This window comes from Phenylobacterium sp. Root1290, from assembly GCF_001425305.1.
GTDB lineage: Bacteria > Pseudomonadota > Alphaproteobacteria > Caulobacterales > Caulobacteraceae > Phenylobacterium.
The window spans coordinates 1,273,591-1,293,361 of record NZ_LMEE01000001.1 but is presented as its reverse complement, the minus strand read 5'-3'; the positions used below and the strand labels follow the sequence as shown (position 1 = coordinate 1,293,361).

Here is a 19,771-nt window from a genome sequence, read left to right as displayed (position 1 = left end):
CGTGGCCCAACTCCCACATCGGCTCTGACATGACGCTTTCCCTCGACGACATCCGCGCCGCCGCCGACCGGCTGAAAGGGCACATCGAGCGCACGCCCTGCCGCCATTCGCGGACCCTGTCGGAGATTACCGGCGCCGAGGTGTGGGTGAAGTTCGAGAACCTGCAGTTCACGGCCGCCTACAAGGAGCGCGGGGCGCTCAACACCCTGCTGCAGCTGTCGGACAACGAGCGGGGCCGCGGCGTGATCGCCGCCTCGGCCGGCAACCACAGCCAGGGGCTGGCCTATCATGCCGCGCGGCTGGGCATTCCGGTGACCATCGTGATGCCGCGCTCGACGCCGTTCGTGAAGGTCCAGCAGACCCGCGGCCACGGCGCCCAGGTGGTGCTGGACGGCGACAATTATGACGAGGCCTCGGCCGTCGCCATGCGCCTGCGCGACGAGCAGGACCTGGCCTTCGTCCACCCGTTCAACGACCTGCAGGTGATGGCGGGGCAGGGGACGGTGGCGCTGGAAATGTTCGAGGACGTGCCGGACCTGGAGATCCTGCCGATCCCGATCGGCGGCGGCGGGCTGATCGCCGGCTGCGCGACGGTCGCCAAGTCGCTGAACCCCAAGGTCGAGGTGGTCGGCGTCGAGCCGGCCATGTACCCGTCCTTCACCGCCAAGATGCGCGGCGTGAACGGGACCAGCGGCGGGGCGACGATCGCCGAGGGCATCGCGGTCAAGCAGGTGGGCGAGCTGTCCTACGCCATCGCCCGGCCGCTGATCGACGAGGTGCTGCTGATCGAGGAGCCGCACTTCGAGCGAGCGGTGGCCCTGTACTGCAACGTCGAGAAGACCGTGGTCGAGGGCGCGGGCGCGGCCTCCCTGGCGGCGCTGCTGGCCTATCCCGGCAAGTTCAAGGGCAAGAAGGTCGGGCTGATCGTCACCGGCGGCAACATCGACACCCGGCTGCTGGCCTCGGTGCTGACCCGCGAACTGGTGCGCGACCAGCGGCTGGTCAGCTTGCGGATCATCGGCGACGACCGTCCCGGCCTGCTGGCCACGGTCTCGGCGGTGATCGGCCAGATGGGCGCCAACATCATCGAGGTCGCCCACAACCGCCTGGCCCTGGACGTGCCGGCCAAGGGCGCGGAGTTCGACATCATGATCGAGACCCGCGACGCCCAGCACACCCAGGAAATCATGGACGCCCTGCGCGAGCACGGCTATCCGCCGCGCGCCGTTTAGAGAGCCACGACATGAAGCGCCTTCTTCCCGTCCTCGCCGTCCTGCTGCTGGCCGCCTGCGGCCGCGGCGGTCCCGCGCCCGCCGACCTCGCCAAGTCCGCGGCCGAGGCCAAGACGTTCATGGAGACCAACGCCAAGGTCGAGGGCGTCCAGATCCTGCCGTCGGGCGTGCAGTACAAGATCGTCCGCTCGGGTCCGGCCACCGGCCTGAAGCCCGGCCCGAACGACGAGGTGAAGGTCCATTACGAGGGCAAGCTGGTCGACGGGAAGATCTTCGACTCGTCCTATGAGCGCGGCGCCCCGGCGGCGATGCCGCTGCCGGCGCTGATCCCGGCCTGGAAGGAAGCCCTGCAGCTGATGCGGCCGGGCGACGAGTGGACGCTCTATGTCCCGCCGGCCCAGGGCTATGGCGAGGAGGGCGCGGGCAATGGCGAGATCCCGCCCAACAGCGTGCTGATCTTCCGTATCGAGCTGATCGACGTGCTGCCGGCCCCGGGCCGCATCGGCCAGGGCTAAGCGCCCCGCGCGAACTGGGCGATGCGGGCCTGAGAGCTCGCGACCTCGCCGATCTGGAACCGCTCGACCAGCTGGCCGAGCTCGGCCGCCTCGCTCTTGAGATTGGCGGCCGCGGCGGTGGTTTCCTCGACCATGGCGGCGTTCTGCTGGGTCGCCTGATCCATCTGGTTGATGGCGGCGTTGACCTGGGCGAGGCTCGACGCCTGGCCCTGGGCGCTGGAGGCGATCTCGGCGATCAGGCCGTCGATCTCGGCCACCTTCTCCACGATCGCGCCGAGGGTCGCGCCGGTCGCGCCGACCAGCTTCACGCCGCGCTCCACCTGGGACGTGGATGACGAGATCAGCGTCTTGATCTCGCGGGCCGCGTCGGCCGAGCGCTGGGCCAGGGCGCGGACCTCCGAGGCGACGACCGCGAAGCCGCGCCCGGCTTCGCCCGCGCGCGCGGCCTCGACGCCGGCGTTCAGGGCCAGCAGGTTGGTCTGGAAGGCGATCTCGTCGATCACGCCGATGATCTGGGTGATCTTGCCCGAGCTCTCTTCGATCTCCTCCATGGCCTCGACCGCCTCGCGGACGACCTCGCCGGAGCGGGTGGCTTCGACGCGGGCCTGGCTGGCGGCGCCGGAGACGCGGCGCGCGCTCTCGGCGCTGCGGCCGACGGTGTTGGTGACCTCGTTCAGGGCGGCGGCGGCCTCTTCCAGGCTGGCGGCCTGCTGCTCGATGCGCTTGGACAGCGCGTCGGAGGCGCCGGAGATTTCGTCGGCGCCGCCGCGCAGGCTGTCGGTGGTGCGGTGGATCGAGGCCATGGCCTGGCGCAGGGCGGCGATGGCGCCGTTGAAGTCCAGCTTCAGCTGCTGGTAGGCGCCGGCGAACTGGGCCGAGACGCCGGTCGTCAGATCGCCGTGGGACAGGCGGCCGAGGCCCTGGGCCAGGGCGCCGACCACGACGTCCTGTTCCTCGGCGACCTGGCGGCGGGCGGCCTCGGCGCGGTCCCGTTCGTGCTCGGCGGCGGTGACGTCTGTGGCGAACTTGATGACCTTGATGGCCTTGCCGGTCTCGTCGAAGACCGGGTTGTAGGAGGCCTGGATCCAGACCTCGCGGCCGCCCTTGCCAAGGCGGCGGAACTTGCTGGCGACGAACTCGCCGCGGTTCAGCTGCGCCCAGAAGGCGCGGTACTCGGGGGAGTCGGCCTCGCCTGGCGGCATGAACATGGCGTGGCGGCGGCCCTCGACCTCGGAGGCGGCATAGCCCATCGCGGCCAGGAAGTTCGCATTGGCGCTGAGGATCGTGCCGTCGAGGGCGAACTCGATCACGGCTTGCGAGCGGTGCATGGCCGCGACCAAGCCCTCCAGTTCGCGCGAGCGCGCCCCGGCCCCGTCGGCCTTACGTCCAAACATGCAGATCCCCATCCAGGCCGGGCGATGCCGCCGACCGATGTGATCTGGCTTGGAGGTGGCGGATTAAGAAAGACTAAATGCTGAGAATTGTTCGCAATAAGGTCAATAAATTGGGCGGGAGATAGGCCGGGCGGCCTGGCCATGTGACCAAGGAGGGCATAGGGCGGGACCAGATCTCGCCCTATGTCCGTGTCGATTAGAGCTTCATCCGCAGCTGGCCCATGTAGTCCCGCTTGCCGATCGGCACGCCGCGCGAACGCAGCAGGTCGTAGGCGGTGGTGGCGTGGAAGTGCAGGTTCGGCAGGGAGAACGACATCAGGAAGTTCTCGGCGGTGAACGGGATCTTCGTGCCGCGGAATTCGAAGAAGACGTCCTTGCCCTCGTAGGCGTTGATCTCGTCGGGGGTGATCGCCTTGAGCTTGGCCTGGGCGTCCTTGATCAGCGCGATCAGGGCCGGCAGGTCCTGGGCGCTCTGGTCGCCGCCGGGCGAGAACACGCCGGCCTTCACGCCCTCGATGGCGCCCAGCGAGTGGTGGGCGACCGAGATCACCTGGAAGCGGAAATCGAACATGTCCTCGCACATCTTCGAGGTCACGATCTCCTGCGGATCGACGCCGTTGTCCTGGCAGTGGGCGAGGCCCCGCTCGAGGAAACCGGCGACGCCGCCCACCGTCTGGAGAAATGAAGCCACGCTGACGTCGTAGAGTGAGATCGCCATGTTCCGCCCTTATGTGATTTGGACGGGCAACTTCCTCCGGTGCAAGCGCCGACGCCAGCGGTTTCGCGCGGCTACTTGAACATGCCTTCGCGCAGGTTGATTCCGTGTTCGAGCCAGGCCTTCATCGCGCACTGCATCTGGGTCCAGCCCTGGCAGTTGCCGTAGGAGGCCTTGAGGCCGACCTCGGTCTGCTTCCAGCCGTGCTCTTCGATGGCCACCAGGGTGCGGCCGTCGTCCAGCGGCTCGAAGGTCATGGTCACCTGGGTCTTGTAGCCGACGTGGGTGACGAGGTTGTCCTCGTTCTCCGGCGGGCCGTCGTTGGCCTCCCATTCGAACACGATCTTCTGGTTGGGGATCACCTCGATCACCCAGACGGGAAACGCGCCGGGGAAGTCGGCGAAGTCCCAGTAGACGGTGGCGCCCGTCTCCAGCCGGCCCTTGGCCCCGCCGGTGGTGAAGTATTTCGACAACTGGTCCGGATTGGCGACGGCCTCGAACACCTCGGCCACGGGCTTGGCGATGCGGGCGGACACGCGAAAGGTCAGATCCATGATCTTTGCTCCTTGTTCTGCGGTCATTTGTGTTATAAATTTATAACATGTCAAGCGACGACGAAAACGACCTGATTTTCAAGGCCTTGGCTTCGCCCACCCGGCGTCGGATCCTGGACGAGATCAGGGACCAGCCGCTGACCACCGGCGACCTGTGCGAACGTTTTCCCGAGCTCGACCGCTGCACGGTGATGCAGCACCTGAAGGTGCTGGAGGGCGCCGACCTGGTGATCGCCCGGCGCGAAGGGCGCGAGCGCTGGAACCACCTGAACTCGATGCCGATCAAGCAGATCCACGACCGCTGGATCGGCCCCTACGCCCAGCGGGCGGCCGGCCTGCTGGACCGGCTGAAGACCGACCTCGAGGCCTGATCCATACCGAGGGCTCGAAGACTTGCGCCCGGTCCCCTTCCCCTGTTTGCTGAGCGCCAAATCAGAACAGGGAAACGCCGCATGCGCCTCACCAAGCCCCGGATCTCGCCCGTCCAGGACGCCGACCTCAACGACGAGCAGAAGGAGATCCTGGCGCCGATGGGCGACCGGGTGCTGAACATCTTCCGCACGATGGTCGGGGCGCCGAAGGCGGCCAAGGGCTTCCTGGCCTGGGGCAACTACGTGCTGTCCAAGAAGAACGACCTGCCGGCGCGCGAGCGCGAGATCGTCATCCTGCGCATCGGCTATCTCTGCAAGTCCGGCTACGAGTGGACGCAGCACGTGCCGATCGGCCAACGGGCCGGCCTGACCGACGACGAGATCGCGAAGATCAAGGGCGGGGCCGATGCGGGCGGCTGGAGCGCCTCAGACCAGGCGCTGCTGCGGGCCTCCGACGAGCTGCACCACGACCAGTTCATCACCGACGCCACCTGGAGCGCGCTGAAGGCGCACTTCAGCGACAAGCAGTGCATGGACGTGGTGTTCACCGCCGGCCAGTACACCCAGGTCTCTATGATCCTGAACTCGTTCGGCGTGCAGCTGGACGCCGGCCAGACCCTCGATCCCGACCTCAAGGGCTTCAAGGCGTGAGGCTGCAAGGCAAGACCGCCATCGTCGTCGGCGCGGGCCAGACGCCAGGCGAGACCGTCGGCAACGGCCGGGCGATCGCCATGCTGTTCGCCCGCGAGGGCGCCGACGTGCTGTGCGTCGACCGGCTGGCCGAGCGCGCGCAGGAGACCGCCGACCTGATCGCCGCCGAGGGCGGCAAGGCCGGGGTGTTCGCGGCCAACATCACCAAGTCCGCCGACTGCGAGGCGATGGTCGCGGCGGCTCGCGAGCGGTTCGGGGCCATCGACATCGTCGTCAACAATGTCGGCATCGGCGGCGGCGGCGACGGACCGGCCCACAAGCTGACCGAGGACGCCTTCGACCGCATCCTGGCGGTCAACCTGAAGGGCGCCTGGCAGGTCAGCAAGGCGGCGCTGCCGACCCTGCGCGAGCAGGGCAAGGGTTCGATCGTCAACATCTCGTCGCTGGCCTCGATCGCCGGCGGCGCCCAGACCGCCTACGAGATTTCGAAGGCGGCGCTGAACCGGCTGACGACCAGCGTGGCCCAGGCCAATGCGAGCAAGGGCGTGCGCTGCAACGCCATCGCCATGGGGTTGCTGGACACGCCGATGGCGGTGGCCGGCATCGCCCAGGCCAGCGGCCAGGAGCAGCAGGCCGTGCGCGAGGCCCGCAACGCCCGTGTCCCGCTGGGCGGCCAGATGGGCACGGCCTGGGACACCGCCTATGCGGCCTTGTTCCTGGCCAGCGACGAGGCGCGGTTCATCACCGGCACGGTGCTGTTCGTAGATGGCGGGATGTCGAGCCGGGTGGGCTAGCGACGCGACGCGAGGTCTCGTGTTAGGTCCCGACCCGAACTTGGTGGGAGATGATTCACATGAGCTTGCCTGGCCCGTCGTTTGTGAGTGGGGTGCTCTACGGCGTGAACGACGCGCAGCGCGCCGGCGATGCGCGTCAGGCGCTGATTGAACAGGTCAAGGTCAAGACCAGCATCTTCGCCGCAGACAACCTCATCACCTGGGACAAGACCCTCGGGTTCATTCGGGAAGATGCGTTCGCCACGGCGGTGAACGCGCATACCCGCTCCGGCCCCGAGCGGGCCGGCGTCTGGCGCTATCACACGCTGGTCTGGGCCGCGCGACAGGTGGCCATGCTGGACGGCGACTTCGTCGAGTGCGCCTGCTATCGCGGCAACACCGCCCGGATCGTGGCGGATCTGGTCGACATCTCGAACCGCCGCTACTTCCTCTACGACCTCTTCGATCACGACGAGACGATGCCGCACCACTCGATGCCGGCGCACTCGAAGACGCTGTATGACGAGGTTCGCGCGCGGTTTCCCGAGCCCAACGTGATCATCACCCAGGGCCGCGTTCCCGAGAGCCTGGCGATCGCATCGCCCGAGAAGATCGCGCTGCTGCACATCGACATGAACAACGCCGAGGCCGAGATCGGGGCGCTGGAAGTCCTATGGGACCGGGTCGTGCCGGGCGGGGTCCTGGTCCTCGATGACTATGGCTGGCTGGCCTATCATCGGCAGTACTCGGCCGAGCTCGACTGGTTCAAGGCCCGCGGCCAGTTCGTGCTGGAACTGCCGACCGGCCAGGGCCTGGTCGTCAAGCACGGCTGAGGCGGCTGCTAGAAGCCGACGCCCCGCGCCATCATCGCGGCGAAGATCGGGATCAGGGCGAAGACGGCCAGCTCGGCGACGAGGTAGGGGCGGACGGCCTTGACCTCGGCGTGGCCGAGGGTGAAGTCGGGCTCGGCGCGGGCGCGTTTGCGCCACTGCAGGATGCGGATGGTCGGCGGGGCCGACAGCAGGCCGACGATCGCGAAGGCGCCGATCTTGGCCCAGAACGCCCAGTTGCCGAGATAGGCCTCCGGGCCTTTGACGCCCATGTAGACGCGGGCGAAGCCGACGATGAGGATCAGGGTCGCGATCAGGCCGTAGTGCATGTCGACGATCCCCAGGCGTCGCAGGCTGGCGCCCGACAGGCCGGGTCGGACGGTGGCCAGCTCGATCGCCAGGATGGCGGCGAGGCTGAACACCAGCAGGTGATGAGCGATGGCGAGGAGAAGGTCGGTCACGGCGCGCTCCCATGAGTTGCGCCGCGACTGTGAAGCCTTTCGCTTACGTTGTAAACGTTATGACTTAGGGCCGGTCCGGTAGTCGTCGAACTTGCCGTCGCGGTCGCTGAGCGCGGCGGTGACGCCCTCGCGTAGCTTGGCCATGTAGTCGCGCGAGGCCTTGGTGCTCCAGCCCAACGCATGCAGGTCCGTGCCGGCGCGGATGCCCTGGCGCATGCCCATCACCTCCATCTGGCGATGGACCAGCCGCTTGTTGAGCTGGGCCAGTTCCGGATCGACCTTGGCGATGCGCTCAGCCATCGCCAGGACCGCCGGCTCGAGGTCGGCGAGCGCGTAGGCGCGGTTGGCGAAGCCCAGGCGGACGGCTTCGTTCCCGTCGATGGAGTCGCCGGTCAGCATCTGCTCCATGGCCGCGCGCATGCCCATCAGCCAGACGTGATAATGGTTGTCGGGCGGGCTCATGGTGCGCACCGCGGGGTAGCCGATCTGGGCGTCGTCGGCGACGTAGACCAGGTCGCAGGCGACCGCGAGTTCCGACCCGCCGGCCAGGCACCAGCCGTGCACCTGGGCGATCACCGGCTTGGCCAGGTCCCAGACCCGGAAGCAGCCCTCGACGACATGGCGCGCCCATTGGCCCTGTCCGCCGGCGGTATGCCACGGCAGGTCGCCGACTCCGGCCAGGTCGTAGCCGGACGAGAAGCAGGTCCCGGCGCCTCTGATGATCATGACGCGGACGTCGGGGTCGGCGTCGCCGTCCTCCAGCGCCGCGAAGATCTCCGCGCGCAGGGCGTTGGAGAGGGCGTTGCGCTTGGCGGGGCGGTTGAGGGTGATACGGCGCACGTGCGGCGCCGGATCGTCGGTCAGCAGGATCGGGGCGTCGGCCATGGGGTCCTCCTCCGGATTTTGGAGGAGAGGGTCGGCGCTTGACGCCGCGACAGTCAAAGGCGGGGGCTAGGCCAGCCTCAGGACCACGGCCCCGGCGGCGATCAGCAGGGCCGCGAGGATGCGGCCCAGGGTCGGCCGCTCGCGCAGCACGAAGATCGCGATGCCGGTGGCGAACAGGATCGAGGTCTCGCGCAGGGCGGCGATCACCGCCACCGGCGCGTGGGTCATGGCCCAGAGCGCTAGGCCATAGGAGGTCAGCGTGCCGAGTCCGCCGACTACGCCGAGCGGCAGGTGGGCGCGGGCATAGGGCAGGAAGGTGCGCCAGCGTGCGGCCAGCACCCAGATCAGCAGTGGCGCGCCCGAGAGCAGGTTGAGCCAGAGCGTGTAGGCGGCCGGAGCGCCCGAGGCGCGCACGCCGGCCCCGTCCACCAGGGTGTAGCTGGCGATGACCACGGCGTTGAGCAGGGCGGCGCGGACGCCCTTGCCGCTGGTCCCGCGCGCGCCGAGGGCCAGGCTGAGCACGCCGCCGCAGATCAGGGCTATGCCGCCGGTCGCGGCCAGGGACAGGTGCTCGCCCAGCCAGAAGCGGCTGACCAGGGCGACGATCAGCGGGGCGGTCCCGCGCATCAGCGGATAGGCCTGGCTCATGTCGGCGCCGCGATAGGCGCGGGCGACCAGCAGGTAGTAGCCGACCTGCAGCACGGTCGAGGCGGCGAGGAACGGCCAGCTCTCGCGCGCCGGCTGGGCCAGGAACGGCAGGGCCAGGGCCGAGATCACCGCGGCCGAGGCGGCGACCAGGATGGTGGTCAGCAGCTTGTCGGGCGCCAGCTTGACGATCGCGTTCCAGCCGGCGTGCAGCAGGGCCGCGAAGATGACGATGCCGAAGACGCTGAGGGGCATGGCGCGCGCGTGTCATCCCGGTTTCGGTCGTAGGCCGAAGACCGGGACCCACCAGATCCTACAGGACGCGGCGCCGGCCCCGGCAAGATTTCCTTCGCCGGCGCGAATGGGGCCGGTCTTGCTGCGCAAACCGGGATGACACGTAGGGCTAGTCCGTGAACACCACGGTCTTGGCGCCGTTCAGCAGCACGCGGTCTTCCAGCCGCCAGCGGACGGCCCGGGCCAGGACCCGGCGCTCGATGTCGCGGCCCTTGCGGATCAGGGCGGCGGGGGTGTCGCGGTGGCTGATGCGCTCGACGTCCTGTTCGATGATCGGGCCTTCGTCGAGGTCGGCGGTGACGTAGTGGGCGGTGGCCCCGATCACCTTCACGCCACGCTCGTGCGCCTGGTGGTAGGGGCGCGCGCCCTTGAAGCCGGGCAGGAACGAGTGGTGGATGTTGATGCAGCGCTCTTCGAGCTTGGCGGCCAGGCCGTCGGACAGCACCTGCATGTAGCGGGCGAGGACGACCAGCTCGGCCTCGGTCTCCTGGATCAGCTTCCAGATCGCCGCTTCCTGTTCCAGCTTGGTCGAGCGCTTCACCGGCAGGTGGTGGAACGGCACGTCCGACATGTCGAGGTTGGCGTAGGTCTCGATCGGGTGGTTGGAGACCACGGCGGCGATCTCCATCGGCAGTTCGCCGCGGCGCCAGCGATAGAGCAGGTCGGCCAGGCAATGGTCCTGCTGGCTGGCCAGGATCATCACCTTGCGCTTGATCTTCGGATCGCGGAGCGACCAGCGCATGGAGAAGCCCTTGGCCAGGGTCTCGAACTCGCCGCGCATCGCCTCGACGTCGGCGCCCTTGGCGTCGAAGACGACGCGCATGAAGAACTTGCCGGTCTCCTGGTCGTCGTACTGCTGGGCGTCGAGGATGTTGGCGCCGCGCTCGAACAGGAAGGCGGACACGCGGGCGACGATGCCCGGCTGGTCGGGGCAGGAGAGGGTCAGGATCATGGCGCCTGTCTAGGGCGCGTTCGTGATCAATACGTCAAGGCTGGAGGCATCGGACTTGGAGGCCGGCGGTCTGAGGGCTTAGTTTGCGGACATGCCGACGCCTGAAGCCCTGACCGCCCGCGCGCTTGATATCCTCGAGACGCTCGTGGCCTTCGACACCACCTCGCGCCTGTCCAACCTGGCCCTCATCGAGTGGGTCGAGTCCTATCTGGACGGCTTTGGGGTGGCGCACCGACGGGTGCCCAACCATGACGGCAGCAAGTCGAACCTATTGGCCAGCATCGGGCCGGCCATCCCGGGCGGCGTGGTGCTGTCGGGCCATACCGACGTGGTGCCGGTGGACGGCCAGGCCTGGACCAGCGACCCGTTCGTGCTGACGCCCAAGGACGACGGACGGATCTATGGGCGCGGGACCTGCGACATGAAGGGGTTCCTGGCCCTGTCGCTGGCCGCGGTCCCTGGCTTGCTGGCCGCGGGGCCGAAGAAGCCGGTGCACCTGGCGTTCTCCTACGACGAGGAGATCGGCTGCCTGGGCGCGCCGGACATGATCCGCGTGATCGCAGCCGAGTTGCCGCGTCCGGCGCTGGTGGTGGTGGGCGAGCCGACCGACATGGAGGCGGTGCGCGGCCACAAGGGCATCTCGACCTTCACCGTCACGGTGACCGGCAAGGAGGCCCATTCCAGCCAGACGCATCTGGGCGTGTCGGCGATCATGGAGGCGATTCCGCTGCTGGCGTCGCTGAAGGCGCTGGCGGCGCAACTGGAGGCGCAGGCCGATCCGGCCTCTCCGTTCCTGCCCAAGCACGCGACCCTGACCGTCGGCCTGCTGCATGGCGGCACGGCGGGCAACATCCTGGCGCGGGAGTGCGCCTTCCAGTTCGACCTGCGCTGCCCGCCGGGGCAGGACCCGCTGGCGCTGCTGGCGCCGTTCCGGACCGAGGTGGCGGCGCTGGACGCGCGGCTCAAAAGCCTGTTCCCGCAGGCGGGCGCGAAGATCGCCCAGCGCTCGGGCACCCCGCCGCTGTCGCCGGAAGAGGACGGCGTGGCCGAGCTGTTCGCCCGGCGTCTGGCCGGCGACAACGGCCCGGCGCGGGTGGTGCCCTATGCGGCCGAGGCCGGACAGTTCCAGGAGGCGGGGTTCTCCACCGTCATCTGCGGCCCCGGCTCCATCGACCAGGCGCACCAGGCCGACGAGTATGTCGAGCGCGCGCAGATGGAGCGGGGCGGGGCGTTCATGGCGCGGTTGATCGACTGGGCCGCAACGGGCGAATGACCGCCCGGCGCTCGAAGAGGTCGTAGGGATCCCAGGTCATGGCGCGCGCGATCTCCAAGGTCGTGGCGCGCCGCCGCTTCTGGACCTGGCGGCGGCTCTTCAGGATCGTCGGCAGGCCCTTGATGGACTCCTTGAACGCCCGCCAGACGATGTGGGCGTGGGGATGGTTCTCCCGCCGGCTGGAGATGTAGGCGACGGCGGCCAGGTGCAGCGGCACCACCACCGGCAGCAGCGGCCAGGGCGTGTCCTTGTAGACCACGTAGAAGCGGTTGCGGGTGCCGTGGAAGACGGCGAACTCCGACTTGCGGCCGCCGCTGGAGGCCGAGCCCACGTGATGGATGGTGGCGCTGGGGACCAGGATGGTCGGCTCGCCGGCCAGCTGCAGCCGGTAGCCGAGATCGACGTCCTCCGAATAGCAGAAGAAGAACTCGTCGAAGCCGCCGAGGTCGAGGAACAGCGCCCGGTCGATCATCATCGCCGCGCCGCAGGGGGAGAACACCTCGCCCTCCGGCGTGTCGCCGGGATCGGGCGCGAGATAGCCGCCGCGATAGGGAATGCCGTAGCCGGACATCACGTCGCCCAGCCCGTCGAGATGAGTCGGGTCCTCGGCCATGACCTGGCGCGAGGTGAACGAGCGCACGTTCGGATGTCGCTTGGCGGCGGCGACCAGCTGTTCGAGCCAGTCCGGCTCGGCGTAGGCGTCTGGGTTGAGCAGCACGAACCAGCGGCCGGCGCCCAGGCGGGCGGCCTGATTTCCCGCCCCGGCGAAGCCGAGGTTCTCGGTGTTCTCGATCAGGCGGACAAACGGGAACTCGCGCGCGATAGCCGCGTCGCCGGGGTCGGGCGAGGCGTTGTCGATCACCAGGGCCTCGAAGTCCTTGAAGGTCTGGTCGGCCAGGTGCTGCAGGCAGGCGCGCAGAGTCGGGCCGGAGTTGTACGCGATGACGCAGACTGTGATCTGAACCGGGGTCTCGACTGGGGTCTCGACTGGGGAATCGGCGGGGCTTTGCGGCGCTGGCGACTTGTGTTCCTGCGCGGGGTCGTTCATGCGGGGGCGGTTTCCAAACTTGCAGGCAGCCATGACGTCGATCACGCCGCTTTCAATTCCTGAAGTCCTGCTTATCACGCCCAAGCGCCATGGCGATGCGCGCGGCTGGTTCGCCGAAACCTGGAGCCGGCGATCGCTGGCCGCGGCCGGAGCCGACCACGATTTCGTGCAGGACAACCAGGCCTTCAACGCCAAGGCCGGCACGGTCCGCGGCCTGCACTTCCAGAACGCGCCGCATCCCCAGGCGAAGCTGGTCCGGGTGCTGCGCGGCGAGATTTTCGACGTGGCGGTGGACATCCGCCCCGGCTCGCCGACCTACGGCAAGTGGGTCGGCGCCAAGCTGACGGCCGAGGGCGGCGAGCAGTTGCTGGTGCCGCGGGGCTTCGCGCACGGCTACCAGACCCTGACCGACGGCTGCGAGCTCGCCTACAAGGTCGACGGCGACTACGCCCCGCAGACCGAGGGATCGCTGCTGTGGAACGACCCCGAGGTGGGCATCGCGTGGCCCTGGCAGGGCGAGGTGATCCTGTCCGACAAGGATCTCGTCGCGCCGCGCCTGAAGGACATGCCGGCGGCGGCGTTCTGAAATACCGGTCGGGGGGCCGAAACGAGTGACGGGTATGAGTGAGCTGGTTCGCATCCTCGATATCGAGGCCATCGACCTGGACATGTTCCGCGGCCACACGCCGCCGGGCGAGACGCGCCGCATCTATGGCGGCCAGGTCGTGGCCCAGTCGCTGGCGGCCGCCTATCGCACCGTCGACTCACGAGTCTGCCACTCGATGCACGCCTATTTCATCCGCGGCGGCGACCCGAACATCCCGATCCTGTTGAAGGTCGAGCGGGTCCGCGACGGCGGCAGCTTCACCATGCGCCGGGTGACGGCGTTGCAGCACGGTCAGCAGATCTTCAACCTGTCGGCGTCGTTCCAGGCCGTGGAGCAGGGCCTGGAGCATCAGATCGAGATGCCGACCCCGCCGGGCCCCGAGGGGCTGCTGGACGAGGACGAACTGCGCAAGGCCGGCGGCGAGACGGAGCAGCGCCGGACCTGGCCCATCGAGGTGCGGCCGGTGGACCCGCTGCCCTACGGCAAGGCGCCGATCATGGACCCGGTGCAGTCGGTCTGGTTCCGGGCGCGCGACCCGCTGGGATCCGACCCGATGATCCACCAGTGCGCCCTGGCCTACGCCACCGACATGACCTTGCTGGACACCTCGCTGCGTCCGCACGGGATTCCTTGGAGCGAAGGGCGGCTGCAGGTCGCCAGCCTGGACCATGCCTTGTGGTTCCACCACGCCAGCGACTTCACGGAATGGCACCTCTACGTGCAGGACAGCCCCTCGGCCTCGGGCGGACGGGGCTTCAACCGCGGCTCGATCTTCAATTCGGACGGCAAGCTGGTCGCCTCGGCGACGCAGGAAGCCCTGATCCGGTACCGGTAGCTCAGGCGTAGCTGGCGTCCGGCGCCGCGCGGAGCCGTGCCGCGTCGCGTATCGGCGGGTCGCCGAACAGGCGCGCATACTCGCGGCTGAACTGCGAGGGGCTCTCGTAGCCGACCTGATGGCCAGCGCCGGCGGCGTCGAGCTGGCCGCCCAGGATCAGGCGCCGGGCCTGCTGCAGGCGCAGCTGCTTCTGGTATTGCAGCGGGCTTAGCGCGGTAATCGCCTTGAAGTGCTCGTGTAGGGCCGACGGGCTCATCCGCGCTTCCTCGGCTAGGACCTGCATGCTGAAGGGCTGGTCGAAGTTGAGCTTGATCCAGCTGATGGCGCGATTGACGTGGGCCAGGCGGCTGTCGGGGCTGGCGATGTCGCGCAGCCGCGCGCCCTGTTCGCCTTGCAGCAGGCGATAGAGAATCTCGCGCTCGGCCAGCGGCGCCAGGAAGGGCGCGTCGTCCGGATTGTTCAGCAGGCGCACCAGCCGCGCGGCGGCGTCCATCAGTTCGGGCGTGCTGGCGCCCAGGCCGATCCCAACCCCTCGGGCGGTCGCGGCCGGCGGTTGGCCGGCTTCCAGCAGCAGGGCGGCGATGGCCACCGGGTCGAGGTCGAGCCGCACGCACAGATAGGGAGCCTCGCGGCTGGCCAGGGTTACGTGACTGACGATGGGCACGTCGACCGACACCACCAGATGCTTGGCGCGGTCGTAGACGAAGGTCTGCTGGCCGACCATGACCTGCTTGGCGCCCTGCACGACCAGGCAGGCGGCCGGCTCGTGCAGGTCCGGGAGGGGATCGGTGGGACGCGACATCCGGATCAGCGTCAGGCGTGGGATCGGCGTTGGGTGCATCCCGTCTTCACCCGTGAATTGGGCAATAAGGCCCGCCAACTCATCGGCGCCGCTCATCTGAATTTCCCGCTTTGGCTTGCCGTCAATGTAACCGAGCAGGGCAGGGGCCGCACGTCCTCGATCAATCGTCTGGAGGATCGTGCAAAGATCGCGGAGCTCTGGTCTACCGGCGCGTCCGGCCGCCGGGGCAAGGTCGCCTCACCCAAAACGAGGAGGCCGAAATGTCGGACCTGAATGGAAAAGTCATCGCCATCACCGGCGCCAGCAGCGGCATTGGCGAGGCGGCGGCGCGGCTGCTGGCGGCCCGCGGCGCGAAGCTGATGCTGGGCGCGCGGCGCGGCGACCGTCTGCAGACCCTGGCCGCGGACATCGAGGCCGCCGGAGGCGAGGCGCGCTTCCGGACGCTGGACGTCACCGACCGTCAGGACGCCCAGGCGTTCGTCGATGCGGCGGTGGAGGCGTTCGGCCGCCTGGACGTGCTGGTCAACAACGCCGGGGTCATGCCGCTGGCGCCCATGGAGGCGTTGAAGTTCGATGAGTGGGACCAGATGATCGACGTGAACATCCGCGGGGTGCTGCATGGTATCGGCGCGGCGCTGCCGGTGATGAAGCGACAAGGTGGTGGGCGATTCATCAACGTCGCCTCGATCGGCGCGCATGTGGTGGTGCCCGCTGGCGCGGTCTATTGCGCCACCAAGTTCGCGGTTTGGGCGATCTCGGAGGGCCTGCGCCAGGAGAGCACGAACATCGGCGTGACGGTGATCTCGCCTGGGGTCACGGAGACCGAGTTGGGGGCCGGAATGTCGGACGAGGGCGGGTTGGCGGCGCTGAAGGAGTTCCGCAAAATCGCGCTGGCGGCCGATGATATCGCCCGCGCCATCGCCTTCGCCGCCGATCAGCCGGCCGGGGTGGACGTCAACGAGATCGTCGTCCGACCCACGGCCAGCGCTTTCTGACGATCAGACCGTCTCTTCCTGCGCCACGAAGCCCTTCCAGTTGTTCATGTAGTCGACGAAGACCGGGCTGAGCCGTTCCTGGCGCAGGTATTCGCGGGTCACCGGCAGGGGGACGGAGACGAAGTCCGGGTCGGCGGCGATCTTCTGCGGGAAGTCGTGGTGCAGGATGGCGGCGCGGCCGATCAGGACGTAGTCGGCCCCGTTCTCCAGGCACTCGCGGGCGACAGCGGCGGTCATGATCTTGCCGGCGACGCCGAGCCGGACCTCGCCGCGCTCGAGCTCGGTGAAGTAGGACATCAGGGTGCGGCCCTTGAAGGCGTCCTCGACCGGCTCCTTGGCCACGTCCCAGAGCGACATGTCGAGGTAGTCGATCTTGCCGTCCGCCAGGATCTGGCGGGCGAGGGCGACGATCTCGGCCAGCTCCAGGCCAAAGCGCTCGGGCGAGAGGCGGATGCCGAGCGTGAAGTCCTTGCCGCAGCGCGCGCGGATGCCGTCGATGATCTCGAGGATCAGCCGGGCGCGGTTCTCGGGCGAGCCGCCGTAACGGTCCTCGCGGCGGTTGAGGGCCGGCGAGAGGAACTGGCAGAGCACGTAGCCGTGGGCGCCGTGGATCTCCACGCCATCGAAGCCGGCCTTCTCGGAGCGGACCGCGGCGGCGATGAAGTCGTCGCGCAACTGCTCGACCTCGGCCAGGGTCAGGGCGCGCGCCCCGGTTTCCTCGTCGGCCGAGGGGCAGACCGGCGCCTCGCCGATCAGCTCCTTGGGCGAGCGATTGCCGGCATGGTGAAGTTGCAGGGCCGCGACGCTGCCCTGCGCCTTGATGGCCGCGGCTAGGCGGGTCAGGCCCGGCAGGTGCTGGTCGCCGAACACGCCGAGCTGGCCGGGAAAGCCCTGGCCGATCGCCTGGACGTGGGCGGCGCAGGTCATGGTCAGGCCAAAGCCGCCCTCGGCGCGATAGGTCAGCCAGGCGAACTCGTCGTCGGACAGCGTGCCGTCGGGATGGCTCTGGGTGTTGGTCAGCGGAGCGAGCATGAAGCGGTTCTTCATGCCCGGGCCATGCTTGAAGCTCAGGGGGGCGAACAGGTCGGTCATGCTTCCACCTCGAAGGTCAGGCCGGCGTTCTTCTGCAGGCGGGCGATCAGCTTGTCGCCCAGGGCGGCGCCGGGAACCCAGAGGCCGCCGGGGACGTCGGCGGCTTCCTGGACCAGGCATATGGCGGTCTCGGCGATCATTTTCGAGGTCGAGCCGTAGCCCGGGTCCTTGTCGCCCTTGACGCTGACCACGACCTTGCGGCCGTCGGCGGCGATCCCGATGAAGGCGGCGTCGTAGAAGCCGGTTTCGCGCTCTTCCTTGCTGGGGCCTTCGCCGGGCTTGGGGCCGGAGCCTTCGTCCAGGGCGAAGGAGGCGGGCGCGGCGGGATCGACGACGGCCATCTCGTCATAGACGAAGTCGGCGCCGTAGGCGTGGCCCTGCAGCAGGTTCGAGCGGTGGACGTTCTTGGTGTTGATGGCGGCCATCATGAACGGGCCGACGTCGGCGTTCAGATCCTCGTCGCGTTCGACGGCTTGGCCGGCCGGCTGCTCGGGCCCCTTGAAGCCGGGGGTGAGGGCGAACGGATCGACCATCAGCGCGAACAGGCTGGGGTCCTTCTGGATCGCGGCCATGGTCGCGCGGCCGCTGGCGGCGGTGCCGCCGGAGAGGCCGCCCTTGAGCTTGCGCATGCGGCCCTTCACCCGCGGGACCGGGCCGCCGAGCTTCTGCCTGGCGGTCTGCTGCGCGAAGTAGACGCCGAGCTCGAAGGGAATGGAGTCGAAGCCGCAGGAGAACAGGATGCGCGCGCCGCTCTTCTGGGCGGCCTCGTGGTGCTGCTTGATCATGGCGGCCATCCAGTTCGGCTCGCCGCAGAGGTCGAGATAGTCGGTCCCGGCCGCGACGCAGGCGGCGACGAGGTCCGAGCCGTAGAGCTGGTAGGGGCCGACGGTGGTGAGGATCGCCTTGGCGCGGCCGACCATCGCCTCGACCGAGGCCGGGGCGGAGGCGTCCGCCACGATCAGCGGAGTGTCCTTTGGGGCGCCGATCTCGTCGCGGACCTGCTGCAGCTTTTCCAGGCTGCGCCCGGCCATCGCCCACTTCACCTCGCCGCCGACGCCATATTGCTTGGCCAGGTGCTCGGCCACCAGCCGGCCGGTGAAGCCGGTCGCGCCGTAGACGATGATGTCGAATTCCGCGCCGCTGTTCATGGCGTCTGTCTCCGTTTTCCGTCCCCTTGGAGCGGCGGACCTTGCCGGGAAAACGGCGGATGCGCAAACAAGCGTTTGAAAAATTAGGACGTGTCGAACAGCGTCCGAAGCGCTTTCCTGCGGAACGGCGCTCCCCTCTTGCCCCGCTTCGCGGGCGAGCCGATCAATGGAGGGCTACCGACGCCGGCGGCGACCGGCGCGAAGGGGAGAGCCTTACGTGACCAAGCACGCGCCGGCCAACGGGCCGCGGCCGCTGTCGACGCCGACCGCGCTCTCCTTCTCGACCCTGGCGTTCCCGCTGGGCGCGTTGGCGGTGGCGGTGTCGGTCTATATCCCGCCGTTCTTCGCCAGCCACCTGGGCGTCAACCTGACCCTGATCGGCGTCGCCTTCTTCGTGGTGCGGATGCTGGACCTGGGCGTCGACCCGGTGCTGGGGCTGGTGATGGACCGCACCCGTACGCGGATCGGCCGCTACCGGGTCTGGGTGCTGATCGGCGGGCCGATCTTGATGGCGGCGGTCTATGCGCTGTTCGAGGCGCCGAGCGGGATCGGGCTGCCGTACCTGATCTTCTGGCTGCTGGTGTTCTACCTCGGCAACTCGATCCTGGGCCTGGGCCACTCGGCCTGGGCCGCGACCTTGGCCACCGAGTACCACCAGCGCTCGCGCATTTTCGGCATCCTGGCGGCGGCCGGGGTGATCGGGGCGATGACCGTGCTGGTGATCCCGATCGGCGCGGCCCACTTCGGCTTGTCTGAAGCCGAGGGCGTGAAGGCCATGGGCTGGTTCATCTTCGCGATGATCCCGGCGGTGGTGGCGCTGGTCTGCCTGCGCACGCCCGAGCACATCGTGAAGACCGCGCCGGAGCACTTCAAGTTCAAGGACTACCTGTCGCTGATCACCAAGCCGGACCTGCTGCGGCTGTTCCTGGCGCAGATGGCGCTGACGCTCGGCCCCGGGTGGATGAGCGCGCTCTACATGTTCTTCTTCACCGACTCGCGCGGGTTCTCGACCGAGCAGGCCTCGGCCCTGCTGCTGGTCTATGTGGTCGCCGGCATCCTGGGCGCGCCGCTGACCGCGCGGCTGGCGATGCGGTTCTCCAAGCACCGCACGTTGATGGTCACCACCACGGCCTATTCGCTGGGCCTGTGCACGGTGATGTTCCTGCCCAAGGGCAGCATGACCTTCGGCATCCCGATGATGTTCTGGCAGGGCTTCATGGCCGCCGGCTTCGACCTGATGATCCGCGCCATGCTGGCCGACGTCGCCGACGAGGTGCGGCTGGAGCAGGGTCAGGAGCGGCTGAGCCTGATCTATGCGCTGAACGCCCTGGCCAACAAGATCGCCTCGGCCTTCGCCATCGTGCTGACCTTCCCGCTGCTGGCGCAGATCGGCTTCAATCCGGCCGACGGGGCGGTGAACACCGACGGTGCGATCCGCGGGCTGGAGCTGGCCTTCATCGTCGGGCCGATCGTGTTCGTGATGCTGGGCGGCGCCTGCGTGCTGGGCTGGAAGCTCGACGCCGACAAGCACGCGGCGATCCGCGAGGAGCTGGAGCGGCGCGACGCCCTGTTCGCCGAGGCTCCGATCCTCGAGAGCTTCACGCCCGACGTGGCCCCCGCGGTGACGCCGGACGACGGCCGCGCCAAGTGACGCGGGGTCATGGTGGGCGGACGGCCAAATCCGTGACAGCGTAAGCCC

At 68.7% G+C, this 19,771-nt stretch carries 22 protein-coding genes; 11 read left to right on the top strand and 11 right to left on the bottom strand.

Annotation, left to right across the window (positions count from 1 at the left end; genetic code table 11):
• Window positions 1–29: 29 nt before the first annotated feature.
• Together ASC79_RS06300 and ASC79_RS06295 are read left to right on the top strand one after the other, a co-directional pair.
• The gene (locus ASC79_RS06300; RefSeq protein WP_056024587.1) at window positions 30–1,232 is read left to right on the top strand and encodes a threonine ammonia-lyase; all 1,203 of its coding nucleotides are present in this window, start codon (window positions 30–32) and stop codon (window positions 1,230–1,232) included.
• 11 nt (window positions 1,233–1,243) lie between these two features.
• A complete protein-coding gene (locus ASC79_RS06295) occupies window positions 1,244–1,747 on the top strand; it encodes an FKBP-type peptidyl-prolyl cis-trans isomerase (RefSeq protein ID WP_056024589.1) in 504 nt (167 codons plus the stop codon).
• On the opposite strand, the gene ASC79_RS06290 is transcribed toward ASC79_RS06295, so the two are convergent.
• The 3 genes from ASC79_RS06290 to ASC79_RS06280 all read right to left on the bottom strand — a co-directional run bounded on the left by ASC79_RS06290 (window position 1,744) and on the right by ASC79_RS06280 (window position 4,410).
• A complete protein-coding gene (locus tag ASC79_RS06290; RefSeq protein ID WP_056025146.1) occupies window positions 1,744–3,141 on the bottom strand; it encodes a methyl-accepting chemotaxis protein in 1,398 nt (465 codons plus the stop codon). The two genes, ASC79_RS06295 and ASC79_RS06290, sit on opposite strands and share 4 nt — an antisense overlap.
• Before the next feature lie 196 nt (window positions 3,142–3,337).
• Complete coding sequence (locus ASC79_RS06285) at window positions 3,338–3,859, bottom strand: DUF1993 family protein (protein ID WP_056024592.1); 522 nt, start codon at window positions 3,857–3,859, stop codon at window positions 3,338–3,340.
• 71 nt (window positions 3,860–3,930) lie between these two features.
• Window positions 3,931–4,410 carry an SRPBCC family protein gene (locus ASC79_RS06280; protein WP_056024595.1) on the bottom strand — a complete coding sequence of 160 codons (480 nt, stop codon included), beginning with the start codon at window positions 4,408–4,410 and terminating at the stop codon, window positions 3,931–3,933.
• A 47-nt stretch (window positions 4,411–4,457) separates the two neighbouring features.
• Here ASC79_RS06280 and ASC79_RS06275 point away from each other — a divergent pair, with 47 nt between their 5' ends.
• The 4 genes from ASC79_RS06275 to ASC79_RS06260 all read left to right on the top strand — a co-directional run bounded on the left by ASC79_RS06275 (window position 4,458) and on the right by ASC79_RS06260 (window position 7,038).
• Window positions 4,458–4,781, top strand: coding sequence for a helix-turn-helix transcriptional regulator (locus tag ASC79_RS06275; RefSeq protein WP_056024598.1), 324 nt, complete (start codon window positions 4,458–4,460; stop codon window positions 4,779–4,781).
• A gap of 81 nt (window positions 4,782–4,862) precedes the next feature.
• A complete protein-coding gene (locus ASC79_RS06270; protein ID WP_056024601.1) occupies window positions 4,863–5,432 on the top strand; it encodes a carboxymuconolactone decarboxylase family protein in 570 nt (189 codons plus the stop codon).
• Window positions 5,429–6,226: an SDR family NAD(P)-dependent oxidoreductase gene (locus ASC79_RS06265; RefSeq protein ID WP_056024604.1), complete on the top strand. Its 798-nt coding sequence runs from the start codon at window positions 5,429–5,431 to the stop codon at window positions 6,224–6,226. The genes ASC79_RS06270 and ASC79_RS06265 overlap by 4 nt, the downstream gene beginning before the upstream one ends.
• 59 nt (window positions 6,227–6,285) lie before the next feature.
• Window positions 6,286–7,038, top strand: coding sequence for a TylF/MycF/NovP-related O-methyltransferase (locus tag ASC79_RS06260; protein WP_162244259.1), 753 nt, complete (start codon window positions 6,286–6,288; stop codon window positions 7,036–7,038).
• 8 nt (window positions 7,039–7,046) lie between these two features.
• Here ASC79_RS06260 and ASC79_RS06255 read toward each other — a convergent pair whose 3' ends face one another.
• The 4 genes from ASC79_RS06255 to purU all read right to left on the bottom strand — a co-directional run bounded on the left by ASC79_RS06255 (window position 7,047) and on the right by purU (window position 10,272).
• Window positions 7,047–7,496, bottom strand: a complete 450-nt coding sequence (locus ASC79_RS06255; protein ID WP_056024609.1) for a DUF2214 family protein — start codon at window positions 7,494–7,496, stop codon at window positions 7,047–7,049.
• Between the two features lie 57 nt (window positions 7,497–7,553).
• Window positions 7,554–8,381: an enoyl-CoA hydratase-related protein gene (locus tag ASC79_RS06250; RefSeq protein ID WP_056024612.1), complete on the bottom strand. Its 828-nt coding sequence runs from the start codon at window positions 8,379–8,381 to the stop codon at window positions 7,554–7,556.
• Window positions 8,382–8,447: 66 nt separating this feature from the next.
• Window positions 8,448–9,281, bottom strand: a complete 834-nt coding sequence (locus ASC79_RS06245) for an EamA family transporter (protein WP_056024614.1) — start codon at window positions 9,279–9,281, stop codon at window positions 8,448–8,450.
• Between the two features lie 148 nt (window positions 9,282–9,429).
• Window positions 9,430–10,272: a formyltetrahydrofolate deformylase gene (purU, locus tag ASC79_RS06240; RefSeq protein WP_056024617.1), complete on the bottom strand. Its 843-nt coding sequence runs from the start codon at window positions 10,270–10,272 to the stop codon at window positions 9,430–9,432.
• Between the two features lie 91 nt (window positions 10,273–10,363).
• On the opposite strand from purU, the gene argE reads away from it, so the two are divergent.
• Window positions 10,364–11,545, top strand: a complete 1,182-nt coding sequence (gene argE / locus ASC79_RS06235; protein ID WP_056024620.1) for an acetylornithine deacetylase — start codon at window positions 10,364–10,366, stop codon at window positions 11,543–11,545.
• On the opposite strand, the gene ASC79_RS06230 is transcribed toward argE, so the two are convergent.
• The gene (locus tag ASC79_RS06230; RefSeq protein WP_056024623.1) at window positions 11,505–12,593 is read right to left on the bottom strand and encodes a glycosyltransferase family 2 protein; all 1,089 of its coding nucleotides are present in this window, start codon (window positions 12,591–12,593) and stop codon (window positions 11,505–11,507) included. The two genes, argE and ASC79_RS06230, sit on opposite strands and share 41 nt — an antisense overlap.
• A 31-nt stretch (window positions 12,594–12,624) precedes the next feature.
• Between ASC79_RS06230 and rfbC the strand changes: the two genes are divergently transcribed.
• The gene (gene rfbC, locus ASC79_RS06225; protein ID WP_056024625.1) at window positions 12,625–13,179 is read left to right on the top strand and encodes a dTDP-4-dehydrorhamnose 3,5-epimerase; all 555 of its coding nucleotides are present in this window, start codon (window positions 12,625–12,627) and stop codon (window positions 13,177–13,179) included.
• Window positions 13,180–13,213: 34 nt separating this feature from the next.
• On the top strand, window positions 13,214–14,035 hold the full coding sequence (locus ASC79_RS06220) for an acyl-CoA thioesterase II (protein WP_056024629.1): 822 nt from the start codon (window positions 13,214–13,216) through the stop codon (window positions 14,033–14,035).
• A 1-nt stretch (window position 14,036) separates the two neighbouring features.
• On the opposite strand, the gene ASC79_RS06215 is transcribed toward ASC79_RS06220, so the two are convergent.
• Window positions 14,037–14,933 (bottom strand): AraC family transcriptional regulator, encoded by an 897-nt coding sequence (locus ASC79_RS06215; RefSeq protein WP_056024630.1) that lies wholly within the window; start codon window positions 14,931–14,933, stop codon window positions 14,037–14,039.
• Between the two features lie 164 nt (window positions 14,934–15,097).
• Here ASC79_RS06215 and ASC79_RS06210 point away from each other — a divergent pair, with 164 nt between their 5' ends.
• Window positions 15,098–15,832 carry an SDR family oxidoreductase gene (locus ASC79_RS06210; protein ID WP_056024633.1) on the top strand — a complete coding sequence of 245 codons (735 nt, stop codon included), beginning with the start codon at window positions 15,098–15,100 and terminating at the stop codon, window positions 15,830–15,832.
• A gap of 3 nt (window positions 15,833–15,835) precedes the next feature.
• On the opposite strand, the gene ASC79_RS06205 is transcribed toward ASC79_RS06210, so the two are convergent.
• Together ASC79_RS06205 and ASC79_RS06200 are read right to left on the bottom strand one after the other, a co-directional pair.
• Complete coding sequence (locus ASC79_RS06205) at window positions 15,836–16,924, bottom strand: NADH:flavin oxidoreductase (protein WP_056024636.1); 1,089 nt, start codon at window positions 16,922–16,924, stop codon at window positions 15,836–15,838.
• The gene (locus ASC79_RS06200; RefSeq protein ID WP_056024638.1) at window positions 16,921–18,072 is read right to left on the bottom strand and encodes a trans-acting enoyl reductase family protein; all 1,152 of its coding nucleotides are present in this window, start codon (window positions 18,070–18,072) and stop codon (window positions 16,921–16,923) included. Before ASC79_RS06200 ends, ASC79_RS06205 begins: the two co-directional genes overlap by 4 nt.
• Before the next feature lie 217 nt (window positions 18,073–18,289).
• Between ASC79_RS06200 and ASC79_RS06195 the strand changes: the two genes are divergently transcribed.
• Entirely contained in the window at window positions 18,290–19,723 is a 1,434-nt protein-coding gene (locus ASC79_RS06195; protein ID WP_056024641.1) for an MFS transporter, read from the top strand.
• The last annotated feature ends 48 nt before the right edge of the window (window positions 19,724–19,771 follow it).

What these genes read in the sequence shown, in the direction of transcription:
- ASC79_RS06285 (WP_056024592.1), bottom strand. Translation starts at nt 3,859, where the DNA reads ATGGCGATCTCACTCTACGACGTCAGCGTGGCTTCATTTCTCCAGACG.
- rfbC (WP_056024625.1), top strand. Translation starts at nt 12,625, where the DNA reads ATGACGTCGATCACGCCGCTTTCAATTCCTGAAGTCCTGCTTATCACG.
- ASC79_RS06210 (WP_056024633.1), top strand. Translation starts at nt 15,098, where the DNA reads ATGTCGGACCTGAATGGAAAAGTCATCGCCATCACCGGCGCCAGCAGC.
- ASC79_RS06250 (WP_056024612.1), bottom strand. Translation starts at nt 8,381, where the DNA reads ATGGCCGACGCCCCGATCCTGCTGACCGACGATCCGGCGCCGCACGTG.
- ASC79_RS06280 (WP_056024595.1), bottom strand. Translation starts at nt 4,410, where the DNA reads ATGGATCTGACCTTTCGCGTGTCCGCCCGCATCGCCAAGCCCGTGGCC.
- ASC79_RS06260 (WP_162244259.1), top strand. Translation starts at nt 6,286, where the DNA reads ATGAGCTTGCCTGGCCCGTCGTTTGTGAGTGGGGTGCTCTACGGCGTG.
- ASC79_RS06245 (WP_056024614.1), bottom strand. Translation starts at nt 9,281, where the DNA reads ATGCCCCTCAGCGTCTTCGGCATCGTCATCTTCGCGGCCCTGCTGCAC.
- ASC79_RS06215 (WP_056024630.1), bottom strand. Translation starts at nt 14,933, where the DNA reads ATGAGCGGCGCCGATGAGTTGGCGGGCCTTATTGCCCAATTCACGGGT.
- ASC79_RS06205 (WP_056024636.1), bottom strand. Translation starts at nt 16,924, where the DNA reads ATGACCGACCTGTTCGCCCCCCTGAGCTTCAAGCATGGCCCGGGCATG.
- ASC79_RS06300 (WP_056024587.1), top strand. Translation starts at nt 30, where the DNA reads ATGACGCTTTCCCTCGACGACATCCGCGCCGCCGCCGACCGGCTGAAA.
- argE (WP_056024620.1), top strand. Translation starts at nt 10,364, where the DNA reads ATGCCGACGCCTGAAGCCCTGACCGCCCGCGCGCTTGATATCCTCGAG.
- purU (WP_056024617.1), bottom strand. Translation starts at nt 10,272, where the DNA reads ATGATCCTGACCCTCTCCTGCCCCGACCAGCCGGGCATCGTCGCCCGC.
- ASC79_RS06200 (WP_056024638.1), bottom strand. Translation starts at nt 18,072, where the DNA reads ATGAACAGCGGCGCGGAATTCGACATCATCGTCTACGGCGCGACCGGC.
- ASC79_RS06230 (WP_056024623.1), bottom strand. Translation starts at nt 12,593, where the DNA reads ATGAACGACCCCGCGCAGGAACACAAGTCGCCAGCGCCGCAAAGCCCC.
- ASC79_RS06275 (WP_056024598.1), top strand. Translation starts at nt 4,458, where the DNA reads ATGTCAAGCGACGACGAAAACGACCTGATTTTCAAGGCCTTGGCTTCG.
- ASC79_RS06290 (WP_056025146.1), bottom strand. Translation starts at nt 3,141, where the DNA reads ATGTTTGGACGTAAGGCCGACGGGGCCGGGGCGCGCTCGCGCGAACTG.
- ASC79_RS06270 (WP_056024601.1), top strand. Translation starts at nt 4,863, where the DNA reads ATGCGCCTCACCAAGCCCCGGATCTCGCCCGTCCAGGACGCCGACCTC.
- ASC79_RS06220 (WP_056024629.1), top strand. Translation starts at nt 13,214, where the DNA reads ATGAGTGAGCTGGTTCGCATCCTCGATATCGAGGCCATCGACCTGGAC.
- ASC79_RS06295 (WP_056024589.1), top strand. Translation starts at nt 1,244, where the DNA reads ATGAAGCGCCTTCTTCCCGTCCTCGCCGTCCTGCTGCTGGCCGCCTGC.